The sequence below is a fragment of the Agrobacterium rosae genome (genome assembly GCF_002915175.1).
GTDB lineage: Bacteria > Pseudomonadota > Alphaproteobacteria > Rhizobiales > Rhizobiaceae > Agrobacterium > Agrobacterium rosae.
Map to the genome: position 1 here is coordinate 432,932 of NZ_NXEJ01000008.1, position 23,283 is coordinate 456,214.

Here is a 23,283-nt window from a genome sequence, read left to right on the forward strand (position 1 = left end):
ACGATATCAGGCAATGCTGACCTGGGACCGCGGCTTAACGCCGAGAATGATGCCAATGGCTGCAATAGCCAGTACCAGGCCGCTTGTGCCGAAGACACTCGTAGCCCCATTCAGGTCGTAAATGATCCCGCCGACGGCGGCACCCATGGCAATTGCGAACTGGATAGAAGCAACCAAAAGCCCGCCTGCACTTTCAGCTTCGTCGGGAATCGTGCGTGCCAGCCATGTCGACCAAGAGACCGGAACCGCACCGAACAGGAAGCCCCAGACGGCGACCATGACGGCGGCAATTGGCAGTGGTGGCTCGGTGGTGACGAGCAGCAGCGCAATCACCGCCATCAACAGCGGCAAGGCTGCGAGCGAAAACTTCAGGCTGCGGCTGATCAACGATCCCGCCAACAATGTTCCAACGAAATTGGCGAGCCCAAATCCCAGAAGCAAGGCCGAAACCATTCCAATACCAGCGCCGATATCCGCCTCAAGATAAGGTCGAAGGTAGGTAAAGAAGGCGAAATGACCACCGAAGACCAGCGTTGCAGCCAAAAGTCCCAATGCAATACCGGGTCGCGCCAGCACGACACCAAGAGTTTTCACGCTGGTCGTGCCAGTCGGCGCAAGCTTCGGTAATGTCAGAAACTGCATAACGAAGGCAACGACCCCCAGCAGTGCGGTCAACACAAACACAGTACGCCAGCCCGCAAGCTCACCCACATAGCTGCCAACAGGCGCAGCAACAATCGTCGCTGCCGATACGCCGCTGAACACCATGGACAAAGCGCGCGGAATGCTTTTAGGCGGCACCAGCCGGATGACGATGGCGGTCGACATCGCCCAGAAGCCTCCGAGAGCTACGCCCAGCAACAGACGCCCGATCAACAGCACCGTCATTCCGGGAGCGGCAGCCACCATCAGATTGGAAATGACCAACAACGCAGAGAAGAACATCATGAGGTGTCGTCGGTCGATGCGTTGGGCGACGGACGTGATCAGCAGACTGGCCACCATGCCGACGACGGCGGTAACCGTTACGGCCTGTCCGGCGGCACCTTCAGTAATACCAAGCTCGGCAGCAATGGGCGTCAGCAGACTTGCAGGCAGAAACTCGGCTGTCACAAGTCCGAAAACGCCCAACGCCATGGATGTTACGGCACCCCAGTTGGGCGCTTGCGGACTTGCGTCAGTGGAAACGCTATTAAAAGTCGGGTTCATAGTCGGGTCCTTTGGGAGGATGAGAATGCGCTGACCATAAACTGGACTTTCCGGACGTTCTATGCCACATAATCCGCAATGCTTGATCAAAAGTCCGAAAATCGATTATTGCCTGATCCTGATCTCATCAGTGAATTGCTGATGGGCATGCGTCTTGTCGGGCTGGACTACCGTCGAATAGAAGCGACAGCGCCGTTTGGTCTGGGTTTTGGCGAGGTCGAAGGACGCGCGCAGTTTCATTTCGTAGCGTGTGGCCCGGTCTATTTGCGATCACCTGCCGGAACACTCCATACCATGAATACGGGCGATGCTGTTCTGTTGCCGCGTGGTGGCGCGCATTCGCTTATCTCCAGTCCTGACATTCCCTGCAAGAACATCCGGTCGCTCGATGCTGCGCCGCTTTGCAACTCCGTCACTGATATCAAGGCTTGCAATCCAGATATACCCAACGAAAAACGCGTTTTGATTTTCAGTGGCTGCATGGAGTTCGACCTGGGTGGGCTGCATCCTCTGGTCGGTTTGATGCCGGAGGTCATGTTCGTCGACACCCTCATAACCCGTTACCCGGAACTATTGCCGATGCTGGAAGCGATGGAGCGGGAAACGAGACAGGAAAGAGCTGGTTTCGCAGGCATTCTTGCCCGACTGGCAGATGTGGTTGCCGCCTTTATCGTGCGGGCGTGGGTGGAATGCGGCTGCGGTGATTCCTCCGGCTGGATTGCAGCATTGCGTGATCCTCGTCTTGGCCGCGTTATTTTGGCCATTCACAACAATCCCGGCCATGATTGGTCCCTTGCAGAACTCGCCAACCAGATGGGTGCGTCACGCTCCGTCTTTGCCGAACGGTTTCTGGAGGTCACCGGCATCACGCCGCTGCGCTATCTGACAGAATTGCGCATGCGCCTTGCTTCGCAATGGATCGGCAAGGAACATATGCCGATTGAAACCGCGGCCATCAAACTCGGCTACGGATCCCAGGCCGCTTTCAGCCGCGCCTTCAAACGCATCATCGGGCACCCGCCGGGATCGCTCACAGCCCGAGGAAGCATGGACCGAATGGCCCGCGCTGACATCGGCTAACCTTCAATCGTGTTGGTTATCTGTGGTTCTCTGGAGCGGCAGTTCGTCCGATCTTATTCATGAAGGTAACACCGGTTTTGGTTGTGCAAGTATCGCAGGCTCCATATCTTGCCGCCAGCGGTCGTAAAAAACATGCGTCCAATTCGGGAGGTAAAGCGTTACCGTCTGTGCAGATGGCAAACGCTGATTGAACAGGAGACATGGATGTCAGGTGATAAGACGGTGAAGGACTGGCAGGGACTTGCCGAAAAAGAACTGAAACGTTCACCCGAAAGCCTGGTCTGGCATACGCCTGAAGGCATTGATGTAAAGCCGCTTTATACCGCCGATGATGTCAAAGACATTCCGCATCTCGACAGTTTGCCGGGTTTCAAACCATTCATGCGTGGACCACGCGCCACGATGTATGCGGGCCGTCCGTGGACTATCCGCCAATATGCTGGTTTCTCCACGGCAGAAGAATCCAACGCGTTTTACAAGCGGAATCTCGCCGCTGGCCAAAAAGGGCTTTCCGTCGCTTTCGATCTGGCCACCCACCGCGGTTACGACAGCGATCACGAACGCGTCGTTGGCGATGTCGGAAAAGCGGGCGTCGCTATCGATAGCGTTGAAGATATGAAGGTGCTCTTCGACGGTATTCCGCTTAAGGACATGTCCGTTTCCATGACGATGAACGGTGCCGTCATTCCTATTCTCGCCAGTTTCATTGTAGCCGGAGAGGAGCAAGGTTGCTCGAAAGCTGAACTTTCTGGCACCATCCAGAATGACATTCTCAAAGAGTTCATGGTGCGCAACACCTATATCTACCCTCCTGAACCTTCGATGCGCATCATTGCCGACATCATCGAATACACCGCCAAGGAAATGCCGCGCTTCAATTCGATTTCGATCTCCGGCTACCACATGCAGGAAGCGGGTGCGACGCTGGTACAGGAACTGGCCTTCACTCTGGCAGATGGCCGTGAATATGTTCGTGCAGCCCTGAAGAAGGGGCTGAATGTCGATGACTTCGCTGGCCGCCTCTCTTTCTTCTTCGCCATCGGCATGAATTTCTTTATGGAAGCGGCAAAACTGCGCGCCGCCCGTCTTTTATGGTCGCGCATCATGGAAGAATTTGAGCCGCAAAAAGCATCATCGATGATGTTGCGAACCCATTGCCAGACCTCCGGGGTGTCGTTGCAGGAGCAGGACCCGTATAACAACGTCATCCGTACCGCCTATGAGGCCCTGTCTGCTGCTCTCGGCGGCACGCAGTCGCTTCACACCAATGCGTTGGACGAAGCCATGGCTTTGCCAACGGATTTCTCTGCCCGCATCGCTCGCAACACCCAGCTCATTCTTCAGCACGAAACCGGTGTCACGAAGGTGGTCGATCCGCTGGCCGGCTCCTATTACGTAGAAAGCCTGACGAATGAACTGGCTGAAAAAGCCTGGGCGTTGATTGAGGAAGTCGAAGGGCTTGGCGGCATGACCAAGGCTGTCGATGACGGCTTGCCGAAAAGGCTGATAGAGGAGGCCGCGACTAGGCGACAGGCCGCCGTCGACCGCGGCGAGGAAATCATCGTTGGCGTCAACAAATTCCGCCTGGAAAACGAAGACCCCATCGATATTCTCGACATCGATAACAGCGCAGTGCGTGCCGGGCAAATCAAGCGGCTTGAAACCGTGCGCCGCCAACGCGACCCGAAAGAAGTAGAAAATGCGCTTGCTGTTTTAACGGAAGTTGCCCGCAGTGGTAACGGCAATTTGCTGGAAGCGGCCGTCGAAGCAGCCCGCGCCCGGGCAACGGTGGGTGAGATTTCCGATGCGTTACGCGCTGTTTTCGGTGACCACACTGCGGTGCCGGAAGTTGTGCATGATGTCTATGGCGCCGCCTACGAGGACGACCCTGAATATGCAACCTTATGCACACGTCTTGGCGAGCTCTCTGCTGCTATTGGCACCCAACCGCGCATGCTGATCGCCAAATTGGGACAGGATGGCCATGACCGCGGGGCGAAGATCATCGCCTCGGCCTTCGGCGATATCGGTTTCGATGTGGTGGCAGGCCCCCTGTTCCAAACGCCGGAAGAGGCGGCAGCCCTCGCCATTGAAAACAAGGTCCATGTCGTGGGCATGTCGTCACTGGCAGCTGGCCACAAAACGCTCGCCCCGCAACTGGTACAGGCGCTGAAGGCCAAGGGTGCGGAAAATGTCATCGTCATCGTTGGCGGCGTGGTGCCGAGACAGGACTATCAGTTTCTGCTCGACAATGGCGTCGCCGCCGTCTTCGGGCCAGGCACCAATGTGCTGGAAGCCGCCCGTGCCGTCATCGATCTGATGCAGGGAAGACTAAGGAACGTTTGACGTTTCAAAGCTTGGCGACCTTTCGAGGTTGCCAAGTCCGCTTATTCAATACTTCAGCACGGCGTCTCAACCAAACACATGCGCCGCCTCTGGATCGAACGCGATATGCACGTTCTCCCCGCGACTGAGGCCTGAGATGGCTTCATGCCCGAATGGCAGACGGACGGAGAGCGGCTCGCGGTTGGACAGCTCCGTGGAAACATGGATGTTGTTGCCGAGAAAGGTGATGTCGTTCACGGTTACGAGGAAGCTGTTTTCGGTCTGTATACGAGATAGACGCACGCGTTCGGGGCGCAGCATAAGAGCCGCCTTTGCGCCCGGCTTTACATCTCCATGAACCGGGATCTGGCTGACGATGGCTTGGCTGCCAAGCGCTACCGTTGCATGGCCCGATGACGTGGAAACAAGATCGCAGGAGAGGAAATTGCTGTCTCCGATGAATTCCGCGACGAAACGTGTGCGTGGATCGGCGTAGAGTTCGGGGCCGGTGCCGATCTGGTCGATCACACCTTTCGAGAACACGGCAATACGGTCGGATAGCCGTAGCGCTTCTTCCTGATCATGGGTGACATAGAGTATCGTGACTTCCGTTTGCTGATGGATGCGACGAATTTCGTGCTGAATTTCCTCGCGCAGCTTTTTATCGAGCGCCGACAAAGGTTCATCCATCAACAGAATTGGCGGATCGTAGGCAAGAGCCCGAGCAAGCGCCACGCGTTGCTGCTGCCCCCCTGACATTTGCGCGGGTTTGCGGTTCTCAAAGCCTTCCAGCCGCACCAACCGCAGCATTTCCTTGACTTTGGCGTCTATCGTTGCCTTCGGCAGACGGCGAACTTTCAAGGGAAAAGCGATGTTCTCGCCGACCGACAGATGCGGAAACAGCGTGTATCGCTGAAACACCATGCCGATGTTACGCTTGTGCGAGGGGGTGGACAGAATGGACTTTCCGTCCAGCAAGATGTCACCCGCAGTCGGGTCTTCGAACCCTGCCACGATATAGAGCGTCGTGCTTTTGCCCGAGCCGGATGGTCCGAGGAATGTCAGAAACTCACCGCGCTCCACCTGCAAATCGACGTTCTGAACAGCCACAACCGGGCCATACTGCTTTTTGATGCCTTTGATCTCGAGGAACGGTTTCGTCATGATTTCAGTCCCTTGCGCACGAGCGCAAACAGCGCCATCAAAATTACGGTCAGCAGAATGAGGAGTGTGGAGGCCGCAGCGACGACAGGTGTCAGGTCCTGCCGCAATGTGGACCAGACCTTTACCGGCAGGGTCTGGAGAGTCGGGCTGGACATGAAGATCGCCACCACCACCTCATCCCACGAGGTCAGAAACGAAAAGATCGCTGCGGAAAACAGGCCATGGCTAATGGCTGGCAATGTAACCCTGATCTTGGCCTCCAACGGCGAAGCGCCACACAATACCGCGGCATCCTCGATAGACTTGTCGAACCCTTCAAGGGCCTTCGTAATCGACAGGATAGAGAATGGCAGTGCCAGTACCAGATGCGAAATGAGGAAACCCAGCATCGTGCCGTTGAGGCCGATCTGCAAGAAAAACGCATAGAGACCGACGGCAAGCACCACGACCGGCAGGATCATCGGCGTCATGAACAGCGCTCTCAGCGCCTCTCGAAACATGAACTTTCCGCGCACGAGGCCAAAAGATGTGACGAGGCCGAGCAGCACCGACAGGACGGTGACGATGGCGGCAATCTTGAAGCTCGTCCACGCCGACTCGAGCCAGCGAGGATCGGCAAAGAAATCGGCGTACCATTTCAACGTCCAGCCCGGCGGCGGAAAGATCAGCCATTGCGAGGAGCCGAATGACAAGGCGGCAATGAACAGGATAGGCAACAGCAGGAATGCCGCCGTCAGCAGAGTGATGCCGAGCAGCGCATATTTCCACCAGCCGAGGCGTGAGAAATTCAGAAGCATCAGCGATCTCCCAAACGTTGATCGCCGAAGAAACGAAGCTGCACGGCATAAAGCGCCAGCGTAACGACCAGCAACACCAAGGCGGCCGCGCCACCCATGCCCCAATTGACCAGCGATTGGACGAATTGCGCGATGAGTTCTGCGAGCATCATGTTGGACGTGCCGCCGAGCAGAGCGGGCGTGACGAAATATCCAAGCGACATGACGAAGACCATCAGGGCACCTGCGGCCATGCCGGGAATGGAAAGCGGCAAAAGCACCCGCATCAAAGCCTGGCCTCGATTTGCGCCGCAAAGCGCCGCCGCCTGCAAGATGGCAGGGTCGATCTTGCGGATGACCCCGTAAAGCGGAAGGATGATGAAGGGCAGCATGATATAAGTCATGCCGATGGTGACGCCGACCAGATTATTGACCAGAGCCAGAGGCTTGTCGATCAGCCCCATGCCGATCAGAATCTTGTTGACGAGGCCGGTGCGTTGCAAAAGCACCATCCATGCATAGGTACGTGCCAGCAAGTTCGTCCACATCGACAAAAGCAGAATTGCGAAGATGACGGAGGCAAGCCTGCCGGGCATGATTGCCAGCGCCCACGCCACCGGAAAGCCGATGAGCAGCGAGATGACCGTGACCACCGCTGACACCAGGAAGGTGTTGAAAAATATTTTCAGATAGGTCGATGATCCCAGCAGAGCGACATAATTCGAAAGCCCAAGTTGCGGCTCCGTCACGCTACGCATCAACAACGCCACCACCGGCACGACGAAAAATAACGTCAGGAAGACCAGCGCTGGCAGTGTCCACCGCATACCGCTCGGCCTCTTATATTGCGCTGTCGTATCCATGTTGAAGCCTTTGTCGGTGATGGCATCAAAATCCCCGTTGCGGGCTGTAGCCGCCGATTAGACGGCTACAGCATGTCACAAGGTTCAGCTTACTTGGCCTGCCATGCGTACCAGCGCTCGCCAATGGCATCGCGGTTGTCAGCCCAGTAGTTCATGTCGGCATTGACCTGGCTTGCGGTCTGCTGGTCAGGCAAGGTCTTGGCGACCTCAGCATCCATCAGCTTGGCGGATTCTATGTTGACAGGAGCGTAACCCGTGGCCTTGGCCATATCGGCCTGCGCCTGCGCCGACGTTGCCAATGCAATAAACTGCATGGCCGCTTCCTTGTTCTTTGCGCCCTTTGGAACCACCAGAGAGTCAGCCGCGGTAATGTTCTGCTCCCAGGATGTCTCGGCATTGACGCCACTGCTCTTGAGCGCGGTCATACGACCATTCCAGACGCTGCCGAACGGTGCTTCGGCGGAGGCAAGAAGCTGCTGGGACTGCGCGCCGCCGGACCACCAGACAATATCGGACTTGATGGTATCGAGCTTTTTGAAGGCGCGGTCGAGATCCAGCGGATAAAGTTTGTCGGCGGAAACGCCATCGGCCAGCAAGGCTGCTTCGATGACGCCGGGTGCCGACCACTTATAGAATGTGCGCTTACCGGGAAACTTTGCCGTGTCGAAAAGATCCGACCAAGACTTCGGGCAGGCCTCGACTGCATCGGCGTTGCAGCCGATGACAAAGGAATAATAGAAGCTGCCGACGGAATAATCCGTGACGAAGCGTGGGTCGAGCTTCGATTTGTCGATGACCGAGAAATCCAGCTTTTCGAGCATCCCGCCCTTTCCGGCCTGGGCTGCATAGTCACCCTCGACATCGACCACATCCCAGGTCACGCCCTTGGCTTCCACCATGGCTTTGATCTTGCCGTAGTCGGTCGGCCCGTCCTGCAGTACCTTGATGCCGGTTTTTTCTGTGAATTTATCGGCCCATGCGGCCTTCTGCGCGTCCTGCGTCGTTCCACCCCAGCTCGAAAAGACGATATCGGCAGCAAAAACCGGTGCCGATGCCGACAATGTTGCGGCAAAAGCTGCCAATGCAAAAGTGATTTTCATGTTCCCGTACTCCTGTTTTATTAGAGCTTTTTATGCGTATGCTTATTATTATGCGTCATGCCTTGGGCGCGCTTCCTCCCAGTGGAGAAAAGCGAGCCGGTTTCATGATCTTGTTTTCGGCGACCTCTATCAGGTCGCGAATTTTAGGGAGAAATGCCTGCCATGCAGGGTCCGCCATCAGGGCTGCACGGCGCTTTTCTCGGTCATCAAGACTGGTGAAACCCCAAATGTGAACGATCTCGTTGATGGTGCCGATTTCGCTGAAAAAATAGCCGACCAGCTCACCCAGATGCGATTTCTGGATATCGATGCCCTCCTTCTCTACCACGTCGAGATAGGCCGGAATGGCTCCGTTCTTCAGTCGATAGGTGCGGATTTCATAAAACATCGCCATCACCGCATCACGAAGGGATCAGGGATGGGATCGTCAGACGTGCGCAGCCAGATGGTTTTGGTGCGCGTATAATCCATCACCGCTGCCATGCCGCCTTCACGTCCATGGCCGGACATGCCGAAGCCGCCGAAAGGCGCGATGGGGGAAACGGCGCGGTAGGTATTAACCCAGACGACGCCTGCCCGGATGCCCTTCATCAGGCGATGCGCACACGTGAGGTTCTGCGTGAAAATGCCGGAGGCGAGGCCAAACAGCGTATCGTTGGCGAGGCGCAATGCCTCCTCTTCCGTTTCGAAAGACACTACAGACAGCACGGGACCGAAAAACTCATGGACCAACGAAGGAGAAGCAACGCCGTCGCAATCCAAGATCGTCGGCTGGTAATAGAACCCCTCGCCTTCGATGGCCTTGCCACCGGTGACGAGTGTGGCACCCGCATCGATGGAGCGCCCAACAAGATCGATAATACCTTCATGCTGACGACTGGTTGCTAGCGGACCGACCTCGGTTGCCATATCCAGCGGCGCGCCGATACGGATCGCCTCTGCCTTCGCTTTCAACAACGCAACGAACTGGTCCTTGACGCTTTTCTCCACGATAAGCCGCGAACCGGCAACGCAACTCTGGCCGGTGGCTGCAAAAATGCCTGCTACCTGAGCGTTGGCGGCACTTTCCAGATCGGCATCGGCAAAGACAATGAAGGGTGACTTGCCGCCCAGCTCCAGCGATGTGGATGCAAGGTTTTCCGCCGAATTGCGCACCACATGGCGTGCCGTTTCCGGGCCGCCGGTAAAGGCCACATGCGCCACTTTCGGATGCCGCCCCAATGCCGAACCGCAAGAGGGACCGAAGCCGGTCAGGATATTGACGACACCTGGCGGGAAGCCTGCCTCATGAATGAGCCGGGCCAGTTCCAGAAGCGGTGCGGGGCCATCTTCCGATGCCTTGACCACCATTGTGCAACCAGCCGCCAGTGCAGGTCCGATCTTGACTGCAGACAGAAACAGCTGGCTGTTCCATGGCACGACCATGGCAACGACGCCGACCGGTTCACGCCGCAGCCAGACATCCATATCTGGCTTGTCGATGGGCAGGTACGAACCTTCGATCTTGTCGGCGAGGCCCGCATAGTAGCGGTAATAATCAGCCACGTAAGCGATCTGGGCCGAGGTCTCGCGGATGATTTTTCCGGTATCGCGGGTTTCGAGTTCGGCAAGTTTCTGCGCATTCGCGGCGACCAGATCAGCCAGTCTATACAGCAGCTTGCCGCGCTGGGTGGCGGTCAATCTGGACCATGGGCCTTCGTAAAGGGCGGCGTGGGCGGCAGAAACAGCGCGATCGACATCACCTTCACGCGCTTCCGGCATGGTCGCCCACACCTGCCCGGTCGCCGGATCGAGGCTGTCGAAGCGTGCTTCCCCATCCAGAAACTGTCCGTCGATGTAGTGCTGGAAGTGCTGCATGATCTACTCCTGAAAAGCCGGCATGACCTCGGTCATAAAGCGTTCGAGCGACGCTTTCTTGCGCTCGAAGCTCATGCCAGTGTCGATCCAGAAGGAATACTCGTCGTAACCCATGGCCTCGTATGTTTTCAAACGCGCAATGACCTCATCGACATTGCCGACGACATTGTTCTGGCGCATCGATGTGGCCGAGATCATCTCGTTGGCGGCAATGACATCATCGGGAATATGCTCGATCAGCCCCTGAGTGACCGGCTTTTCGTTTTTGAACCAGGCGAAGAAATAATTGTAATAGACGCTCAATTCATGTGCAGCCTGGGCGATGTCGGCCTCGTCTGACCCCACATAGGTGTGGCGCAGCAGCATGATCTTCGGCCGCTTAACATCCGGGCGCACAGCGCAGGCCTCGTTGAAGCGCGACATGAGGGTGGTGACTTCCTCATCACTCTGCCACAGCGGCGTGACCTGCACATTACAGCCATTGGCCACGGCAAATTCATGCGAATTGGGATCGCGCGCCGCGACCCATATGGGCGGATACGGCTGTTGCAATGGCTTGGGGGCCGATGTCGTTGCCGGGAACTTGAAAAACTCGCCATCATGGGCGTAGTCGCCATCCCAAATGCCTTTGATCGCGGGGATTAACTCGCGCATGCGCTGGCCAGCGCCCCAGGCGTCAAGCCCCGGCAGCAGGCGCTCATATTCGAAGGAGTAGGCACCGCGGGCAATGCCGATATCCAACCTGCCATCGCAGATGATGTCGGTCATGGCCGCTTCACCAGCAAGCTTGATAGGGTGCCAGAAGGGCGCAATGACGGTGCCTGTTCCCAGCCGGACGTTTTTCGTGCGGCGCGCCAGATCGGCAATCGTCACGAACGGGTTGGGAGCGATGGTGAAATCCATGCCGTGGTGCTCGCCGGTCCAGATGGCATGCATGCCGCCCTTGTCTGCAATTTCGCACAGCGCCACGAACTCTTCATAAAGAGCCTTGTGACTTTGGCTGGGATTGAGGCGTTCCATATGGACAAACAGGGAAAACTTCACGGTTAGACACCCTTCATGCTGATCGCGTGAACACGGCCTGCGGTCTCGTTGCCGACATAGACCCCGAAATTGCCGAGCGAACTTTCCATCGCGAAACGGTTGACGATATCGGCGGTGGAATTCGTATTGAACGCGCTGCCCGACAGGCTGGACGGTGAAAAGAACCGGCCTTCTGTCGGCACGCCATCAGAAGCAAAAGCACGGTAGACGATGTGCTGGCGGCCATGGCTCTTGTCTTCGAAGACTGAATAGAGAAAACCGACGGTGATGTTCAGGCCCGTCAGTTTTCGCAGATAGTCTGCAAGCACCAAGGTCGGATCGCCGTCGGCGCTGTGGCAGGTCGGCAGCGACAATGTGTCTTCGCCCAAAAGCAGAATTTCTCCACCACGCTCCAGAACGGCGCTGATGTCCAGTTCACCTTCACTTGCAGCAGAAACCGCCTTGCCTGCCAGTTGCGGCGTGAAATATCCGCCACGCGCATAACCGAGGCCATTGCGGCCGCTGTTGGTGAAGGCCGTGATCTGCCCCAGAAGGATGACGTGATCACCGGCTTCCAGCACATTCTCCATGGTGCATTCGAACCATGCAGCGACATCGTCAAATACCGGGCAACCGCCCGGTCCATCGCTCCACGATACAGCGGCGAAACGGTCTTCGACCGGTCTCGCAAACGTGTTGGAGACGTCTTTTTGGGTTTCCGAGAGAATGTTGACAGCGAAGGTTTTCGTGCCGGTCACAACCCCGAAATTGCGGGATGTGCGCGCCAGACAGACCAGCAGCATCGGAGGATCCAGCGAGACTGACGTGAACGAGTTTGCCGTAAACCCGATCGGCCTACCATCCGCATCACGTGTGGTGACGACCGTGACGCCGGTTGGAAAAGCACCGAAAGCATCTCTCAATGCGCGTGGATCAATGATATCCGGCATCACTTCGGCTCCTCTGTTTCAAGCCACTCTGCAAGCAGGGCGTTGACATCATCCGGCGCGGTTAGATTGACCATGTGCCTGTGTCCTTCAACGATCCGCGCCCAGCCATTGGGCGTTTTCTCCGCCATCTGATGTGCCATGTCAGGCGTCGAATTAGGATCGTGAGAACCCGTCAAGAACAAAGCCGGGCAGCGAACATCGCGCCAATGGTCTGCATAGGTCTCATCACCGCCAGCGAAGGCGGAATAGGCGACGGCGTAACCTTCTGGATCGACCAGCTCCAGCCAATCGCGGGTCAGCTCCCGCGCATGAACGCTATTGGCATCATCGCCAAACCACCGCTTCAACGGCCCGTCACGGTCAACACCGGTGGTTCCGATCGACGCCGCCCGTGCCATCACGGCAGCTTTCGCTTCAGCATCACGGCGGTAGACACCATTGAGATAGGCGACCCGTTTGATGCGTTTGCCGAAGGTCGCGGCGGCCCCACCGGCAATCAGTGCACCCATGGAATGACCGGCCACATTGGCCGTGTCGATGTTCATCTCATCCAGAAACCGGCCAAACCAGGCAACGAAATCTTCGAGGGTGCTGCCGGCAGGCAATTTTGCGCTTTCACCATGACCGGGCATATCGACGGCAATGACACGGTGCGTTTTCGAAAAAACGGCGATTTGCGGAGCCCATGCCTCCAGCCGCATGCCGACGCCGTGGATCAAAACCAATGGCTCGCCAGACCCCATCTCGACATAAGAAACGCCGCCAGCCGTGTGCAGACGCTGAAACCGCAGCGGCTTCGTTTTATTCTCTGGCGAAACCGTCTGGCTGGTGTGCATGGCGATAACCGACCTCACACGCCTGCGGGATTGGCGACGTCGTTCCCCAGATCTTTCAGATCCTGGTAACGATCTCCAATGCGATGGTGCGGACGACCGCCAACGGATGCACCCAAGGCCACGACGATTTCGTCTGCGGCTGGCGCGTCTGGAATGGCGGTGTGAATGGTCAGATAATGGGAACGGCGTCCTTCATCATTCTTGTCCATCAGCGGGATCATGATCGGCGCATTGGCCGGTCCGCGCGTATTGCAGAAAGCGAGATAGGATTTGGCACCAACAGCGTTGCGGTAGTGATTGCCGAAGCGCAAGGTGTGAATAAGCGCCGACGCATGTTCGATCTCGCCATCGAGACCGACAACTGCCGCCTTGCCGTAACCTTCCACGGCTTCGCCAGACCCAACTGCATCGATGATCATCTTGGTCAGCAACGCACCGAGCACGGGCGCGAGGGCGTGAATATCTGGCTTCAGGTCTTCGACAAAGCCACGTCCGGCCCACGGGTTCTTCACCACAGCGAAGGCGGAATAGAGCTTCAGAGGAACCGGGGCCGCCTTCCCACCTTCGATCAGAATGGTTTCGACCTGCAACAGCGTCTTGCGAATTTGGATCGTCATGTCCCGTCCTCAAACTTTGTATGAGGTTATGGTATGCCATAATATAGGGGTGTCAATAGGCTTTTTACGCCCGCATTGCGGGCGATTAATATTTATGGATTTATCTTTTTAAATCAGTGTATTAACGGAACTAACTGCAACTTGAAATGGCTGCATTGTCAGTTTCGCACGACTTCGCCGACAGCGGCGGCCGTTTGATCGAGCGCCGTTAAACGCGAGAAATCTGCGGCTCCGCGGAAAGCACGGCTTCTGCAATTGCCGATGCACTGGCTACATGCTTCATGGCTGCCTGATAGGCTGCCTCCCCATCACCCTTGCGGATCGCCTCGATGATCTTCTCCATCTGGGCAGGACCATCGATATTGCGTCTTTCCGTCTTGATCGTCATCGAGCGGAGGTGGTTGATACGTACTGTCAGAAGATTGACGATGCCCCACGCCACCGTGCGCTCCACGCTGCTAAACAATGCGTGGTAGAAGGCAGATGTATGCGTCAGAACACCCTGCATATCCTTCTCGTGATAGGATTGGCGAATGCCATGCAGCGATTTTTCAAGAGCAGCGACGATGGCAGGATCGTTGCGTTCGGCACATAAACGCGCGGCCATGCCTTCCAAAGCCCCACGGATCTCGTAAATCTGACGGGCCTCATTGAGGTCCAGCTGAGCAACAATCGGGCCTTTGTTGGGAAGGTTGGCGACCAGCCCTTCGGATTCGAGATGCCGCAGGACCTCACGCACAATGGTTCTGCTGACGCCGAGTTGAGTGCAGAGATCACGCTCCACCAACCGGTCACCCGGACGGAAATGACCGCTGACGATCGCTTCGCGGACTTTCTCTAGCGCCAGTTCGCGCAACGTTTTTGCCGGACGCTCCACCTTGATTGTCGAGCCCTGCAAAATCGTGTTCATTATTCGCTCTCCGTGCTGCTACGCTGTGCAGCGAACATGGGGCATTCAAGACCCGATGTCGCGACATCTGGTATTATGGCGTACCAAATACATACTGCGAGCCACGGGCCTTTGCAACGCCTGTTGGAGAGGCAGGCTCACTAACCCATGCGCTCTGAAGCATAGGAGCCGGGGCTTGGCGGAAAAACAATGGTGCGGTTGCCGTTGATGAAGGTCCGCCGGTGGATATGGGCATGGATGGCGCGGGCCAGCACCTGCGCCTCGACATCCCGCCCAAGCGAAACATAGTCTTCCGGGCTCTGGGCATGGGTGACGCGCACCGTATCCTGTTCGATGATCGGCCCTTCATCGAGATCGGCAGTGACGTAATGCGCCGTCGCGCCGATCAGCTTTACGCCCCGCTGGTAGGCCTGCTTGTAGGGATTGGCACCCTTGAAGCTGGGCAGGAAGGAGTGGTGGATGTTGATGATCTTGCCCGACATTTCCGTGCACATGCGGTCCGACAGAATTTGCATATAGCGTGCCAGCACGATCAGCTCCGTGCCGGTGCTTTCTACCAAATCCATGATCTTGGCTTCGGCCTGCGGCTTATTCTCTTTGGTGATGGGAATGTGGTGGAACGGGATATCGTGATTGACCACCACTTTCTGATAATCGAAATGGTTAGAGACGACCCCGACGATATCGATCGGCAGAGCGCCAATTTTCCAGCGATACAAAAGATCATTCAAACAATGCCCGAAGCGGGAGACCATGAGCAGCACCTTCATGCGCTGCGACGCGTCATGGATTTCTGCTTCCATCTCGAACTCTTGAGAGATTGATTTCAATCCCTCGGCAAGCTGCTCCAGCGTAGCGCCAGTCTGCGACAAAAAGCTGATGCGCATGAAGAAACGTTTGGTATCCAGATCGTCGAACTGCGAACTGTCGAGAATGTTGCAACCGAGCTTCGCCAGATAGCCGGACAATGCTGCAACAATGCCGCGGGTCGATGTGCATGTGACTGTCAGAATGAATTTCGTCATCGGGCGATCTCTCTTGGAACGGCGATAAAAGGCCCCGCACGGAAGCGCGGGGGCCAAACTTTACAGCTTGGCATTAACGGCCTAGACGTCGAGCGTCGTGTCATGCTCCCAGGCCGTGAACTGCGAGCAGTAGCTGTTCCATTCGCCATGCTTGAGTTTGAGATAAGCGGCGGAAAACTCCGTTCCCAGCGCCTGCTGCAACTCTGTGTCTTTCTCATATTCACGCAGCGCATCCAACAGGTTCAACGGCAGCTTGGGCGCATCGGTGATGGTGTGGCCTTCACGGTACATGTCGATATTGTGGTGGGGCCCGGGGTCTGCATTCGTGCGAATTCCCGACAGACCTGCGGCAATAATGATGGCCTGCAACAGGTAAGGATTGACCGCGCCATCCGGCAGACGAAGCTCGAAACGGCCGGGACCAGGCACACGCACCATATGGGTACGGTTGTTGCCGGTCCATGTCACCGTATTCGGCGCCCATGTCGCGCCGGAAATCGTGCGCGGTGCATTGATGCGCTTATAGGAATTAACGGTGGGATTGGTGACGGCAGCAAGCGCAGACGCATGTTTCATGATGCCGCCAAGGAACGTTCGTCCCTGCGCCGACAGCCCGAAATCCATCGCCTTATCCGCGAATGCATTGACCTTGCCCTCCGTATCCCACACCGAAATATGGGCGTGGCAACCGTTGCCGGTCAGCCCCTTGAAGGGCTTGGGCATGAAGGTGGCGCGCAGCCCGTGTTTTTCAGCGACTGATTTGACCATGAATTTGAAGAAGGAATGCTTGTCGGCGGTTTGGAGCGCGTCGTCATATTCCCAGTTCATCTCAAACTGGCCGTTCGCGTCCTCATGGTCGTTCTGGTAGGGCTTCCAGCCAAGCTCCAGCATGTAATCGCAAATCTCGGCTATGACATCATAACGGCGCATCACCGCCTGTTGGTCGTAACACGGCTTTTCCGCCGTATCGAATTCGTCTGATATTTTTGAGCCGTCCTGTGAAATCAGGAAGAATTCAGGCTCGACGCCGGTTTTAACGCGAAGCCCTTTTTCGGCAGCCTCTGCGATCAGTTTCTTCAACAGAACACGCGGGGCCTGCTCGACCTGTTTGTCTTCCATCACGCAATCGGCAGCGACCCATGCGACATCTTTCTTCCACGGAAGCTGGATGACCGAAGACGGGTCTGGCACTGCAAACAAATCGGGATGGGCGGGCGTCAGATCCAGCCATGTGGCAAAGCCTGCAAATCCGGCCCCGCCCTTCTGCATATCGGCAATGGCTTCGGCTGGAACGAGCTTGGCCCGCTGTCCGCCGAAAAGGTCGGTAAAACTGATCATGAAATATTTGACGCCGTTTTCCGCGGCGTATTGCGAGAGATCCAGTGTCACTTTGTTCCCCTTTTTGGATTTTAGACACTCATCGTCAACGAGCCGCATCCTCCCAAAGGCGGCTCGCCATTGTCGTATGGTGGCTTAAAAACCACCCTTGCCGGGGTACCAGCTGGTTCCCGCCAGTGGGATTTGCGCCATTGCGGCGGCTTCCATTGTCAGCGCGCAGAGGTCTTCCGGCTCCAGATTGTGCAGGTGGTTCTTGCCACAGGCGCGCGCGATGGTCTGCGCTTCCAGCGTCATGACCTTGAGATAGTTGGCGAGACGCCGACCGGCAGCGATGGGGTCGAGGCGAGCAGCAAGCTCCGGGTCCTGCGTCGTGATGCCAGCCGGGTCTTTGCCTTCGTGCCAATCATCATAAGCGCCAGCCGTGGTGCCGAGCTTCTGGTATTCCTCTTCCCATTTCGGGTCATTATCCCCCAGCGCCACAAGCGCCGCCGTGCCGATGGCAACCGCATCCGCACCCAGCGCCAAGGCCTTCGCAACATCGGCACCGGAGCGGATGCCGCCCGAGACAATCAATTGCACCTTGCGGTGCATGCCCAGATCCTGAAGGGCCTGAACGGCGGGGCGAATGCAGGCGAGAGTCGGCATGCCGACATTTTCGATGAACACATCCTGCGTGGCCGCCGTCCCGCCCTGCATGCCATCGAGCACGACCACATCCGCACCGGCTTTGACGGCAAGAGCGGTATCGTAATAGGGTCGCGCACCACCGACCTTGATGTAGATGGGCTTTTCCCAATCGGTAATTTCGCGTAGTTCGAGGATTTTGATTTCCAGATCGTCGGGGCCTGTCCAGTCCGGGTGGCGGCACGCCGAGCGCTGGTCGATGCCCTTGGGCAGATTGCGCATGTTCGCCACGCGGTCGGAAATCTTCTGACCCAACAACATGCCGCCGCCGCCGGGCTTGGCACCCTGGCCGACAACCACTTCGATGGCATCGGCGCGGCGCAAATCCTTGGGGTTCATGCCGTAACGCGATGGCAGATACTGGTAGACGAGCGTTTGGCTGTGGCCGCGCTCCTCATCCGTCATTCCGCCATCACCCGTCGTGGTGGATGTGCCCGCCAGCGTCGCGCCACGGCCCAGCGCTTCCTTGGCATTGCCCGAGAGTGCACCGAAGGACATGCCTGCGATGGTGATCGGTGTTTTCAGATGGATCGGTTTCTTGGCAAAACGTGTGCCGAGAACGACGGAGGTGTCGCATTTCTCACGGTAACCTTCCAGCGGGTAACGCGAGATCGACGCGCCGAGGAACAGCAAATCATCGAAATGCGGAACCTTGCGCTTGGTGCCGGCACCACGGATATCGTAGATACCGGTGGCGGCCGCACGGCGGATTTCGGCCAGCGTCGCATCATCGAATGTGGCGGATTTGCGCGGCGGGGTATGGGGATTGTGATAGCTCATGAAATGTCCCTCGCCTTAATACGCATCGGCGTTATCAATGTTGAAATTGTAGAGCGTGCGGGCCGAGCCATAGCGCTTGAACTCTTCCGGCTTCACGTCCGTCACGCCAGCCTTCTCCAAAAGTTCAGCCAGCTTCGCGAGATTCTTCGGCTTCATCTGCTTCTCGATGCAGTCGGAGCCCAGGCTCTTGACGGTGCCGCGCACGAAGAGCTTGGCTTCATAAAGGCTGTCGCCCAAAGCATCGCCCGCATCGCCCAACACCACGAGGTGCCCGGACTGGCCCATGAAGGCGGACATGTGGCCGATATTGCCGTGAACGACGATATCGATACCCTTCATCGAAATGGCGCAACGCGAGGCCGCATTGCCCTTGATGACCAGAAGACCGCCGCGACCCGTAGCACCGGCATATTGGCTGGCATCGCCTTCGATGATGACGGTGCCCGACATCATGTTTTCGGCAACGCCGGGACCGGCAGAACCATGAACGGTGACGGTGCCGCCATCATTCATACCGGCGCAATAGTAACCCACAGAGCCGCGCACTTCCACGGTAACAGGCGCATCGATACCGACCGCAACCGAGTGGCTACCGCGCGGGTTGATGACTTCGAATTCGGTGTCATTCGCGCCTTTGGACAGGGCATGCAGCGCGCTGTTGAGTTCTCGCAAGGGCGTGGTGGAGAGATCGAAAACTGGCATGATTTGAACTTTCTCGATATGGGCTTGTCTCAGGCGGCCTTGTCGTGATCCCAGAAATAGACGGTGGCAGGCTCTGGCTCCCAGACGCGTGCGGTCTCGATGCCCGGCAGATTGACGAGAGCGCGATATTCCGAACCGAAAGCGACATATTGGTCCGTCTCGGCCATGACCGCAGGCTTGCAGGCAATGGGATCACGCACCACGCCGAAGCCGGACTTGGTGCCGACGACGAAAGTGAAGAACCCGTCCAGATCATCCAGCGCACCGGTCAGCGCCTCGCCCAGATCCTTGCCCTTCGCCATTTCGGCCGTCAGATAGGCGGCGGCGACTTCCGAGTCATTCTGTGTCTCGAAGGTCATGCCTTCCCGCACCAGTTCGCGGCGCAGATTGTTGTGGTTGGACAGTGAGCCATTGTGTACGAGGCATTGGTCTGCACCTGTCGAAAACGGATGAGCACCGAGCGTGGTCACCGCAGATTCCGTTGCCATGCGAGTGTGGCCAATGCCATGCGTGCCACCCATGGATCGCACGTCGAAACGAGCGACCACGTCTTTCGGCAGGCCGGTTTCCTTATAAATCTCGACGCTATCGCCGGAACCCATGATGCGGATGTTGGGGCGAATGTCAGAGAGGACGGCACGGACAGATGACAGCTTGTCAGCGGCAATTTCGACCACCGCATGCGTGCTCTTGACTGCAACCGTCGCATTGATGCCTGCCTCCGCGAGATCCGCATCCAGTCCCGCGAAATCCACATCCGGCTGGGCCGATTGCAACGTCACCTTTGCCCTGCCAGATGCCGGTGCTCCATAGATCGCGATGCCAGCCGAGTCCGGGCCGCGATCCGTCATTGTGATCAGCATATCCGACAGCAATTCCCCAAGCTGCGGCTCGAGGCTTTTGTCTTTCAGGAACAATCCAACAATACCGCACATGGCCAGCATCTCCATTCTTCGATGGAAAATTGCTAGCATATGGTATTCCACATATCAACTATGAAGAATAATATTTTCTTCTAAGGCAATTTATGGCGTCTTGTTCTGGGGATAAGAGATGATTGAAAGATAGCGCGCAGGCAGCTTCACCAGCTGTTCCGGGCCGTGCGGCGCATCCGCATCGAAGAACAGGCTGTCGCCGGGCTGCATGGCGTAGAGGCTTTCCGAATGGCGATAGACAACCTCTCCCTCCAACATGTAGAGAAACTCCATGCCCTCGTGCTGAAACGTCGGAAAGACGTCAGAGTCGGTTGTCAGCGTGATGAGATAGGGCTCGACGGTCACACCGCTACTGTTGTTGTCGATATGGCCCAAAAGGCTATACTGGTGACCCGCGCGGGTGCCGCGACGCTCAAGATTGACGCCTTCGCCCGCCTTCACGAAGGTGGCACTGCGTGGCTCCTCGAAGCCTCGAAAAAACGCTGTCAGCGGAACACCAAGTGCGCGTGAGAGGGTCTGTAGCGTTGTGAGCGATGGCGATATATTGCCATTTTCGATCTTTGACAGCATGCCGACGGACACGCCGGTGGCAGCCGCCAGATCTGTGACGGTTATGCCGAGTTTCTTGCGATAGGTCCGCACCTCGTGGCCGATGGCCATTTCCAGATTGTTGCCGCGTGGCTCTTTGACGGCGTGCGGATCCTGTGACAAGACCGCTATTGTCCCGTCTTTAGCGCTGGTGTCGGCCATATCTGTTCCTCGAATTATCCTGAGAGGAATATTCTCTTAATCGCCAAGAAACTTCAAACGAAAAGCGCCTGGGGATTTGCCGAGCACGGCTTTGCAAACACGTGACAAATGGCTTGCGCTGGAGAAGCCTGTCGCGAAGGCAATTTCAGAGATCGACAGGGCGCTTTGTTCCAGCAGGTTCTGGGCATGGCGAAGGCGGATAAGGCGATAGGTTTCCAGAAACGTCTTGCCGAGTTGTTCGGTGAAGAGCCGATCAAGATGCCGGACACTGACGCCACCCAACGCCGCAAGCGTTAAGCGGTCCATGGGCTGTTCTATCGTCGCTTCCATTTTTTCAAGAATAATAAGCAATGCCGGATGATGTGTGCCGAAGCGCTGCGCTGTCGAGCCGCGCTGCGGAGCCGTCGGTTCGGCGATTGCGGTGTGCAGATACCAGTCGCTAACCCTGCGGGCGAAATGCGAGCCCATACGCTGCGAAATCATCGCATGCATCATGTCCAGAGGTGCCACACCACCTCCGCACGTCACCCTATCGCCATCGATAACATAACGCGCCTGGCGCGGCGTGAGGTGGGGGAACGCCTCCCTGAACACACCGGCATGCTCCCAATGAATGGTGAAATCCCGGTTTTCCAGCAGACCGGCAGCGGCCAAAATATAAGCGCCGCTGGAAATGCCGCCAATGCGTACGCCCTGCCGCGCCAGCTTTCGCAAGCTCCCATGAAGCCCGCTATAGTCGCCCCAATCCGAGTGCCCCCCACCGGCACAAACGAATATGGTGTGACAGGCACTGCCCTGTGCAACAACATCCGCACATTCGACGCTTAATCCCGAAGAGCTGAGAACCGGCTGACCGTCGGCTGAAAGCGGCATAGGCTCGTATAACGGCAAACCCGCGATCAGATTGGCTGCACGAAGCGGTTCGGTTGCTGATGCATAGGACATCAGCGCAAAATTCGGCATCAGTACGAAGCCGATGCGTTGCAGGGTTTGTGGATCAGAGAGCGACATGGCTCATTTATACATCTGCTCGTCCCGTTTGTGCAATCCGCCGCGCTCGTCGTGGCTTAAGCTCGTCGCCAACTGATGTAGAGATGCGGCGATACAATGCGTTACTCGGCTCTTTCCCTGCTTTTAAACGGACTTCGCGGCAACAAGGCGTGGACACCTGCCTGGCGGCAGCCGGAGCCGAAACCGCATTATGACGTGATCATCGTCGGTGGTGGTGGGCATGGGTTGGCCACGGCCTATTATCTCGCCAAGGAGTTTGGCGTTACCAATGTCGCCGTGCTGGAGAAGGGCTATATCGGCTCCGGCAATGTGGGGCGCAACACCACCATCATTCGCTCCAACTACCTGCTTCAAGGCAACAACCCCTTCTACGAGTTGTCGATGAAGTTGTGGGAAGGTCTGGAGCAGGATTTCAATTTCAACGCCATGGTTTCCCAGCGTGGCGTACTGAATTTGTTCCATTCGGATGCCCAGCGCGATGCCTACACGCGGCGCGGCAACGCCATGCGTCTCCACGGAGTCGATGCCGATCTGCTGGATAAGGCCGCCGTTCGCAAGATGCTGCCCTTCCTCGGTTATGACAGTGCCCGTTTCCCGATACAGGGTGGCCTACTGCAAAAGCGTGGTGGAACCGTGCGCCATGATGCCGTTGCCTGGGGTTATGCCCGCGGGGCCGACATGCGTGGTGTCGATATCATTCAGAACTGCGAAGTTACCGGTATCAGGCGCGAAAACGGACGCGTCACGGGCGTCGAGACCACAAAAGGCTTCATCGGCTGCGGCAAGCTGGGACTTGCGGCGGCTGGAAACTCATCACGAGTCGCCGAAATGGCAGGGCTGAAGCTGCCGATTGAAAGCCATGTGCTGCAAGCTTTCGTCTCGGAAGGTTTAAAGCCGTTCATCGATGGCGTCGTCACCTTCGGGGCCGGGCACTTCTACGTCTCGCAGTCGGACAAGGGCGGTCTCGTCTTCGGTGGCGATATCGATGGCTACAATTCCTATGCCCAGCGCGGCAATCTTGCGACCGTGGAGCATGTGGCGGAAGCCGGAAAGGCGATGATCCCGTCTCTTTCGCGCGTGCGCGTTCTGCGCTCATGGGGCGGCATTATGGATATGTCGATGGATGGTTCACCGATCATCGACCGCACACATCTCGATAATCTCTACCTGAATGCCGGTTGGTGCTATGGCGGGTTCAAGGCAACACCGGCCTCCGGTTTTTGCTTTGCCCATCTTCTGGCGCGGGACGTGCCGCAAGCAACCACAACGGCCTTCCGGCTGGATCGTTTCGCACGCGGCCACATGCTGGATGAAAAGGGCCAGGGTGCCCAGCCTAATCTTCACTGAC

The 23,283-nt window shown here is 57.2% G+C and carries 21 protein-coding genes and 1 pseudogene; 3 read left to right on the forward strand and 19 right to left on the reverse strand.

Annotated elements, in window-relative coordinates:
* Positions 1–6: 6 nt before the first annotated feature.
* The gene (locus CPJ18_RS17770) at positions 7–1,209 is read right to left on the reverse strand and encodes an MFS transporter (RefSeq protein ID WP_103659531.1); all 1,203 of its coding nucleotides are present in this window, start codon (positions 1,207–1,209) and stop codon (positions 7–9) included.
* A gap of 108 nt (positions 1,210–1,317) precedes the next feature.
* On the opposite strand from CPJ18_RS17770, the gene CPJ18_RS17775 reads away from it, so the two are divergent.
* Positions 1,318–2,289, forward strand: coding sequence for an AraC family transcriptional regulator (locus CPJ18_RS17775; protein WP_320188192.1), 972 nt, complete (start codon positions 1,318–1,320; stop codon positions 2,287–2,289).
* 204 nt (positions 2,290–2,493) lie between these two features.
* Entirely contained in the window at positions 2,494–4,635 is a 2,142-nt protein-coding gene (gene scpA / locus CPJ18_RS17780; RefSeq protein WP_103659707.1) for a methylmalonyl-CoA mutase, read from the forward strand.
* 66 nt (positions 4,636–4,701) lie between these two features.
* On the opposite strand, the gene CPJ18_RS17785 is transcribed toward scpA, so the two are convergent.
* The 18 genes and pseudogenes from CPJ18_RS17785 to CPJ18_RS17870 form a co-directional block, all read right to left on the reverse strand.
* Positions 4,702–5,778, reverse strand: coding sequence for an ABC transporter ATP-binding protein (locus CPJ18_RS17785; protein ID WP_103659533.1), 1,077 nt, complete (start codon positions 5,776–5,778; stop codon positions 4,702–4,704).
* A complete protein-coding gene (locus CPJ18_RS17790) occupies positions 5,775–6,575 on the reverse strand; it encodes an ABC transporter permease (protein WP_077118253.1) in 801 nt (266 codons plus the stop codon). The genes CPJ18_RS17785 and CPJ18_RS17790 overlap by 4 nt, the downstream gene beginning before the upstream one ends.
* Positions 6,575–7,369: pseudogene (locus CPJ18_RS17795) on the reverse strand (ABC transporter permease); the annotation flags it as partial. The gene CPJ18_RS17790 and the pseudogene CPJ18_RS17795, both read right to left, overlap by 1 nt.
* Before the next feature lie 137 nt (positions 7,370–7,506).
* Positions 7,507–8,517, reverse strand: coding sequence for an ABC transporter substrate-binding protein (locus CPJ18_RS17800; RefSeq protein WP_103659535.1), 1,011 nt, complete (start codon positions 8,515–8,517; stop codon positions 7,507–7,509).
* Positions 8,518–8,572: 55 nt separating this feature from the next.
* On the reverse strand, positions 8,573–8,905 hold the full coding sequence (locus CPJ18_RS17805; protein WP_103659708.1) for an NIPSNAP family protein: 333 nt from the start codon (positions 8,903–8,905) through the stop codon (positions 8,573–8,575).
* Positions 8,906–8,910: 5 nt separating this feature from the next.
* The gene (locus CPJ18_RS17810) at positions 8,911–10,374 is read right to left on the reverse strand and encodes an aldehyde dehydrogenase (RefSeq protein ID WP_103659536.1); all 1,464 of its coding nucleotides are present in this window, start codon (positions 10,372–10,374) and stop codon (positions 8,911–8,913) included.
* A 3-nt stretch (positions 10,375–10,377) separates the two neighbouring features.
* The gene (locus tag CPJ18_RS17815) at positions 10,378–11,418 is read right to left on the reverse strand and encodes an LLM class flavin-dependent oxidoreductase (RefSeq protein WP_103659537.1); all 1,041 of its coding nucleotides are present in this window, start codon (positions 11,416–11,418) and stop codon (positions 10,378–10,380) included.
* 2 nt (positions 11,419–11,420) lie between these two features.
* A complete protein-coding gene (locus CPJ18_RS17820) occupies positions 11,421–12,347 on the reverse strand; it encodes a flavin reductase family protein (protein WP_103659538.1) in 927 nt (308 codons plus the stop codon).
* Positions 12,347–13,183 carry an alpha/beta fold hydrolase gene (locus tag CPJ18_RS17825; protein ID WP_103659539.1) on the reverse strand — a complete coding sequence of 279 codons (837 nt, stop codon included), beginning with the start codon at positions 13,181–13,183 and terminating at the stop codon, positions 12,347–12,349. The genes CPJ18_RS17820 and CPJ18_RS17825 overlap by 1 nt, the downstream gene beginning before the upstream one ends.
* Before the next feature lie 14 nt (positions 13,184–13,197).
* Positions 13,198–13,800 carry an amino acid synthesis family protein gene (locus CPJ18_RS17830; protein WP_103585979.1) on the reverse strand — a complete coding sequence of 201 codons (603 nt, stop codon included), beginning with the start codon at positions 13,798–13,800 and terminating at the stop codon, positions 13,198–13,200.
* A 208-nt stretch (positions 13,801–14,008) separates the two neighbouring features.
* Complete coding sequence (locus CPJ18_RS17835) at positions 14,009–14,710, reverse strand: GntR family transcriptional regulator (RefSeq protein ID WP_103659540.1); 702 nt, start codon at positions 14,708–14,710, stop codon at positions 14,009–14,011.
* 140 nt (positions 14,711–14,850) lie between these two features.
* Positions 14,851–15,735, reverse strand: coding sequence for a formyltetrahydrofolate deformylase (gene purU / locus CPJ18_RS17840; RefSeq protein ID WP_103659541.1), 885 nt, complete (start codon positions 15,733–15,735; stop codon positions 14,851–14,853).
* A gap of 81 nt (positions 15,736–15,816) precedes the next feature.
* A complete protein-coding gene (glnT, locus tag CPJ18_RS17845) occupies positions 15,817–17,124 on the reverse strand; it encodes a type III glutamate--ammonia ligase (protein ID WP_103659709.1) in 1,308 nt (435 codons plus the stop codon).
* Between the two features lie 84 nt (positions 17,125–17,208).
* Positions 17,209–18,537, reverse strand: a complete 1,329-nt coding sequence (locus tag CPJ18_RS17850) for an FMN-binding glutamate synthase family protein (protein WP_077118271.1) — start codon at positions 18,535–18,537, stop codon at positions 17,209–17,211.
* A 15-nt stretch (positions 18,538–18,552) separates the two neighbouring features.
* Positions 18,553–19,239, reverse strand: coding sequence for a GltB/FmdC/FwdC-like GXGXG domain-containing protein (locus CPJ18_RS17855; protein WP_103659542.1), 687 nt, complete (start codon positions 19,237–19,239; stop codon positions 18,553–18,555).
* Between the two features lie 29 nt (positions 19,240–19,268).
* Positions 19,269–20,174 (reverse strand): class II glutamine amidotransferase, encoded by a 906-nt coding sequence (locus tag CPJ18_RS17860; protein WP_077104528.1) that lies wholly within the window; start codon positions 20,172–20,174, stop codon positions 19,269–19,271.
* Between the two features lie 90 nt (positions 20,175–20,264).
* The gene (locus tag CPJ18_RS17865) at positions 20,265–20,924 is read right to left on the reverse strand and encodes a helix-turn-helix domain-containing protein (RefSeq protein ID WP_077104403.1); all 660 of its coding nucleotides are present in this window, start codon (positions 20,922–20,924) and stop codon (positions 20,265–20,267) included.
* Positions 20,925–20,960: 36 nt separating this feature from the next.
* Positions 20,961–21,935 carry a GlxA family transcriptional regulator gene (locus CPJ18_RS17870; protein ID WP_103659543.1) on the reverse strand — a complete coding sequence of 325 codons (975 nt, stop codon included), beginning with the start codon at positions 21,933–21,935 and terminating at the stop codon, positions 20,961–20,963.
* Between the two features lie 96 nt (positions 21,936–22,031).
* On the opposite strand from CPJ18_RS17870, the gene CPJ18_RS17875 reads away from it, so the two are divergent.
* Complete coding sequence (locus CPJ18_RS17875; protein ID WP_103659544.1) at positions 22,032–23,282, forward strand: sarcosine oxidase subunit beta family protein; 1,251 nt, start codon at positions 22,032–22,034, stop codon at positions 23,280–23,282.
* The last annotated feature ends 1 nt before the right edge of the window (position 23,283 follow it).

Excerpts from the sequence above, each read along its gene's own strand:
- CPJ18_RS17770 (WP_103659531.1), bottom strand. The coding sequence starts at position 1,209 with ATGAACCCGACTTTTAATAGCGTTTCCACTGACGCAAGTCCGCAAGCG.
- scpA (WP_103659707.1), top strand. The coding sequence starts at position 2,494 with ATGTCAGGTGATAAGACGGTGAAGGACTGGCAGGGACTTGCCGAAAAA.
- CPJ18_RS17785 (WP_103659533.1), bottom strand. The coding sequence starts at position 5,778 with ATGACGAAACCGTTCCTCGAGATCAAAGGCATCAAAAAGCAGTATGGC.
- CPJ18_RS17790 (WP_077118253.1), bottom strand. The coding sequence starts at position 6,575 with ATGCTTCTGAATTTCTCACGCCTCGGCTGGTGGAAATATGCGCTGCTC.
- CPJ18_RS17800 (WP_103659535.1), bottom strand. The coding sequence starts at position 8,517 with ATGAAAATCACTTTTGCATTGGCAGCTTTTGCCGCAACATTGTCGGCA.
- CPJ18_RS17805 (WP_103659708.1), bottom strand. The coding sequence starts at position 8,905 with ATGTTTTATGAAATCCGCACCTATCGACTGAAGAACGGAGCCATTCCG.
- CPJ18_RS17810 (WP_103659536.1), bottom strand. The coding sequence starts at position 10,374 with ATGCAGCACTTCCAGCACTACATCGACGGACAGTTTCTGGATGGGGAA.
- CPJ18_RS17820 (WP_103659538.1), bottom strand. The coding sequence starts at position 12,347 with ATGCCGGATATCATTGATCCACGCGCATTGAGAGATGCTTTCGGTGCT.
- CPJ18_RS17825 (WP_103659539.1), bottom strand. The coding sequence starts at position 13,183 with ATGCACACCAGCCAGACGGTTTCGCCAGAGAATAAAACGAAGCCGCTG.
- CPJ18_RS17830 (WP_103585979.1), bottom strand. The coding sequence starts at position 13,800 with ATGACGATCCAAATTCGCAAGACGCTGTTGCAGGTCGAAACCATTCTG.
- CPJ18_RS17835 (WP_103659540.1), bottom strand. The coding sequence starts at position 14,710 with ATGAACACGATTTTGCAGGGCTCGACAATCAAGGTGGAGCGTCCGGCA.
- purU (WP_103659541.1), bottom strand. The coding sequence starts at position 15,735 with ATGACGAAATTCATTCTGACAGTCACATGCACATCGACCCGCGGCATT.
- CPJ18_RS17850 (WP_077118271.1), bottom strand. The coding sequence starts at position 18,537 with ATGAGCTATCACAATCCCCATACCCCGCCGCGCAAATCCGCCACATTC.
- CPJ18_RS17855 (WP_103659542.1), bottom strand. The coding sequence starts at position 19,239 with ATGCCAGTTTTCGATCTCTCCACCACGCCCTTGCGAGAACTCAACAGC.
- CPJ18_RS17860 (WP_077104528.1), bottom strand. The coding sequence starts at position 20,174 with ATGTGCGGTATTGTTGGATTGTTCCTGAAAGACAAAAGCCTCGAGCCG.
- CPJ18_RS17865 (WP_077104403.1), bottom strand. The coding sequence starts at position 20,924 with ATGGCCGACACCAGCGCTAAAGACGGGACAATAGCGGTCTTGTCACAG.
- CPJ18_RS17870 (WP_103659543.1), bottom strand. The coding sequence starts at position 21,935 with ATGTCGCTCTCTGATCCACAAACCCTGCAACGCATCGGCTTCGTACTG.
- CPJ18_RS17875 (WP_103659544.1), top strand. The coding sequence starts at position 22,032 with ATGCGTTACTCGGCTCTTTCCCTGCTTTTAAACGGACTTCGCGGCAAC.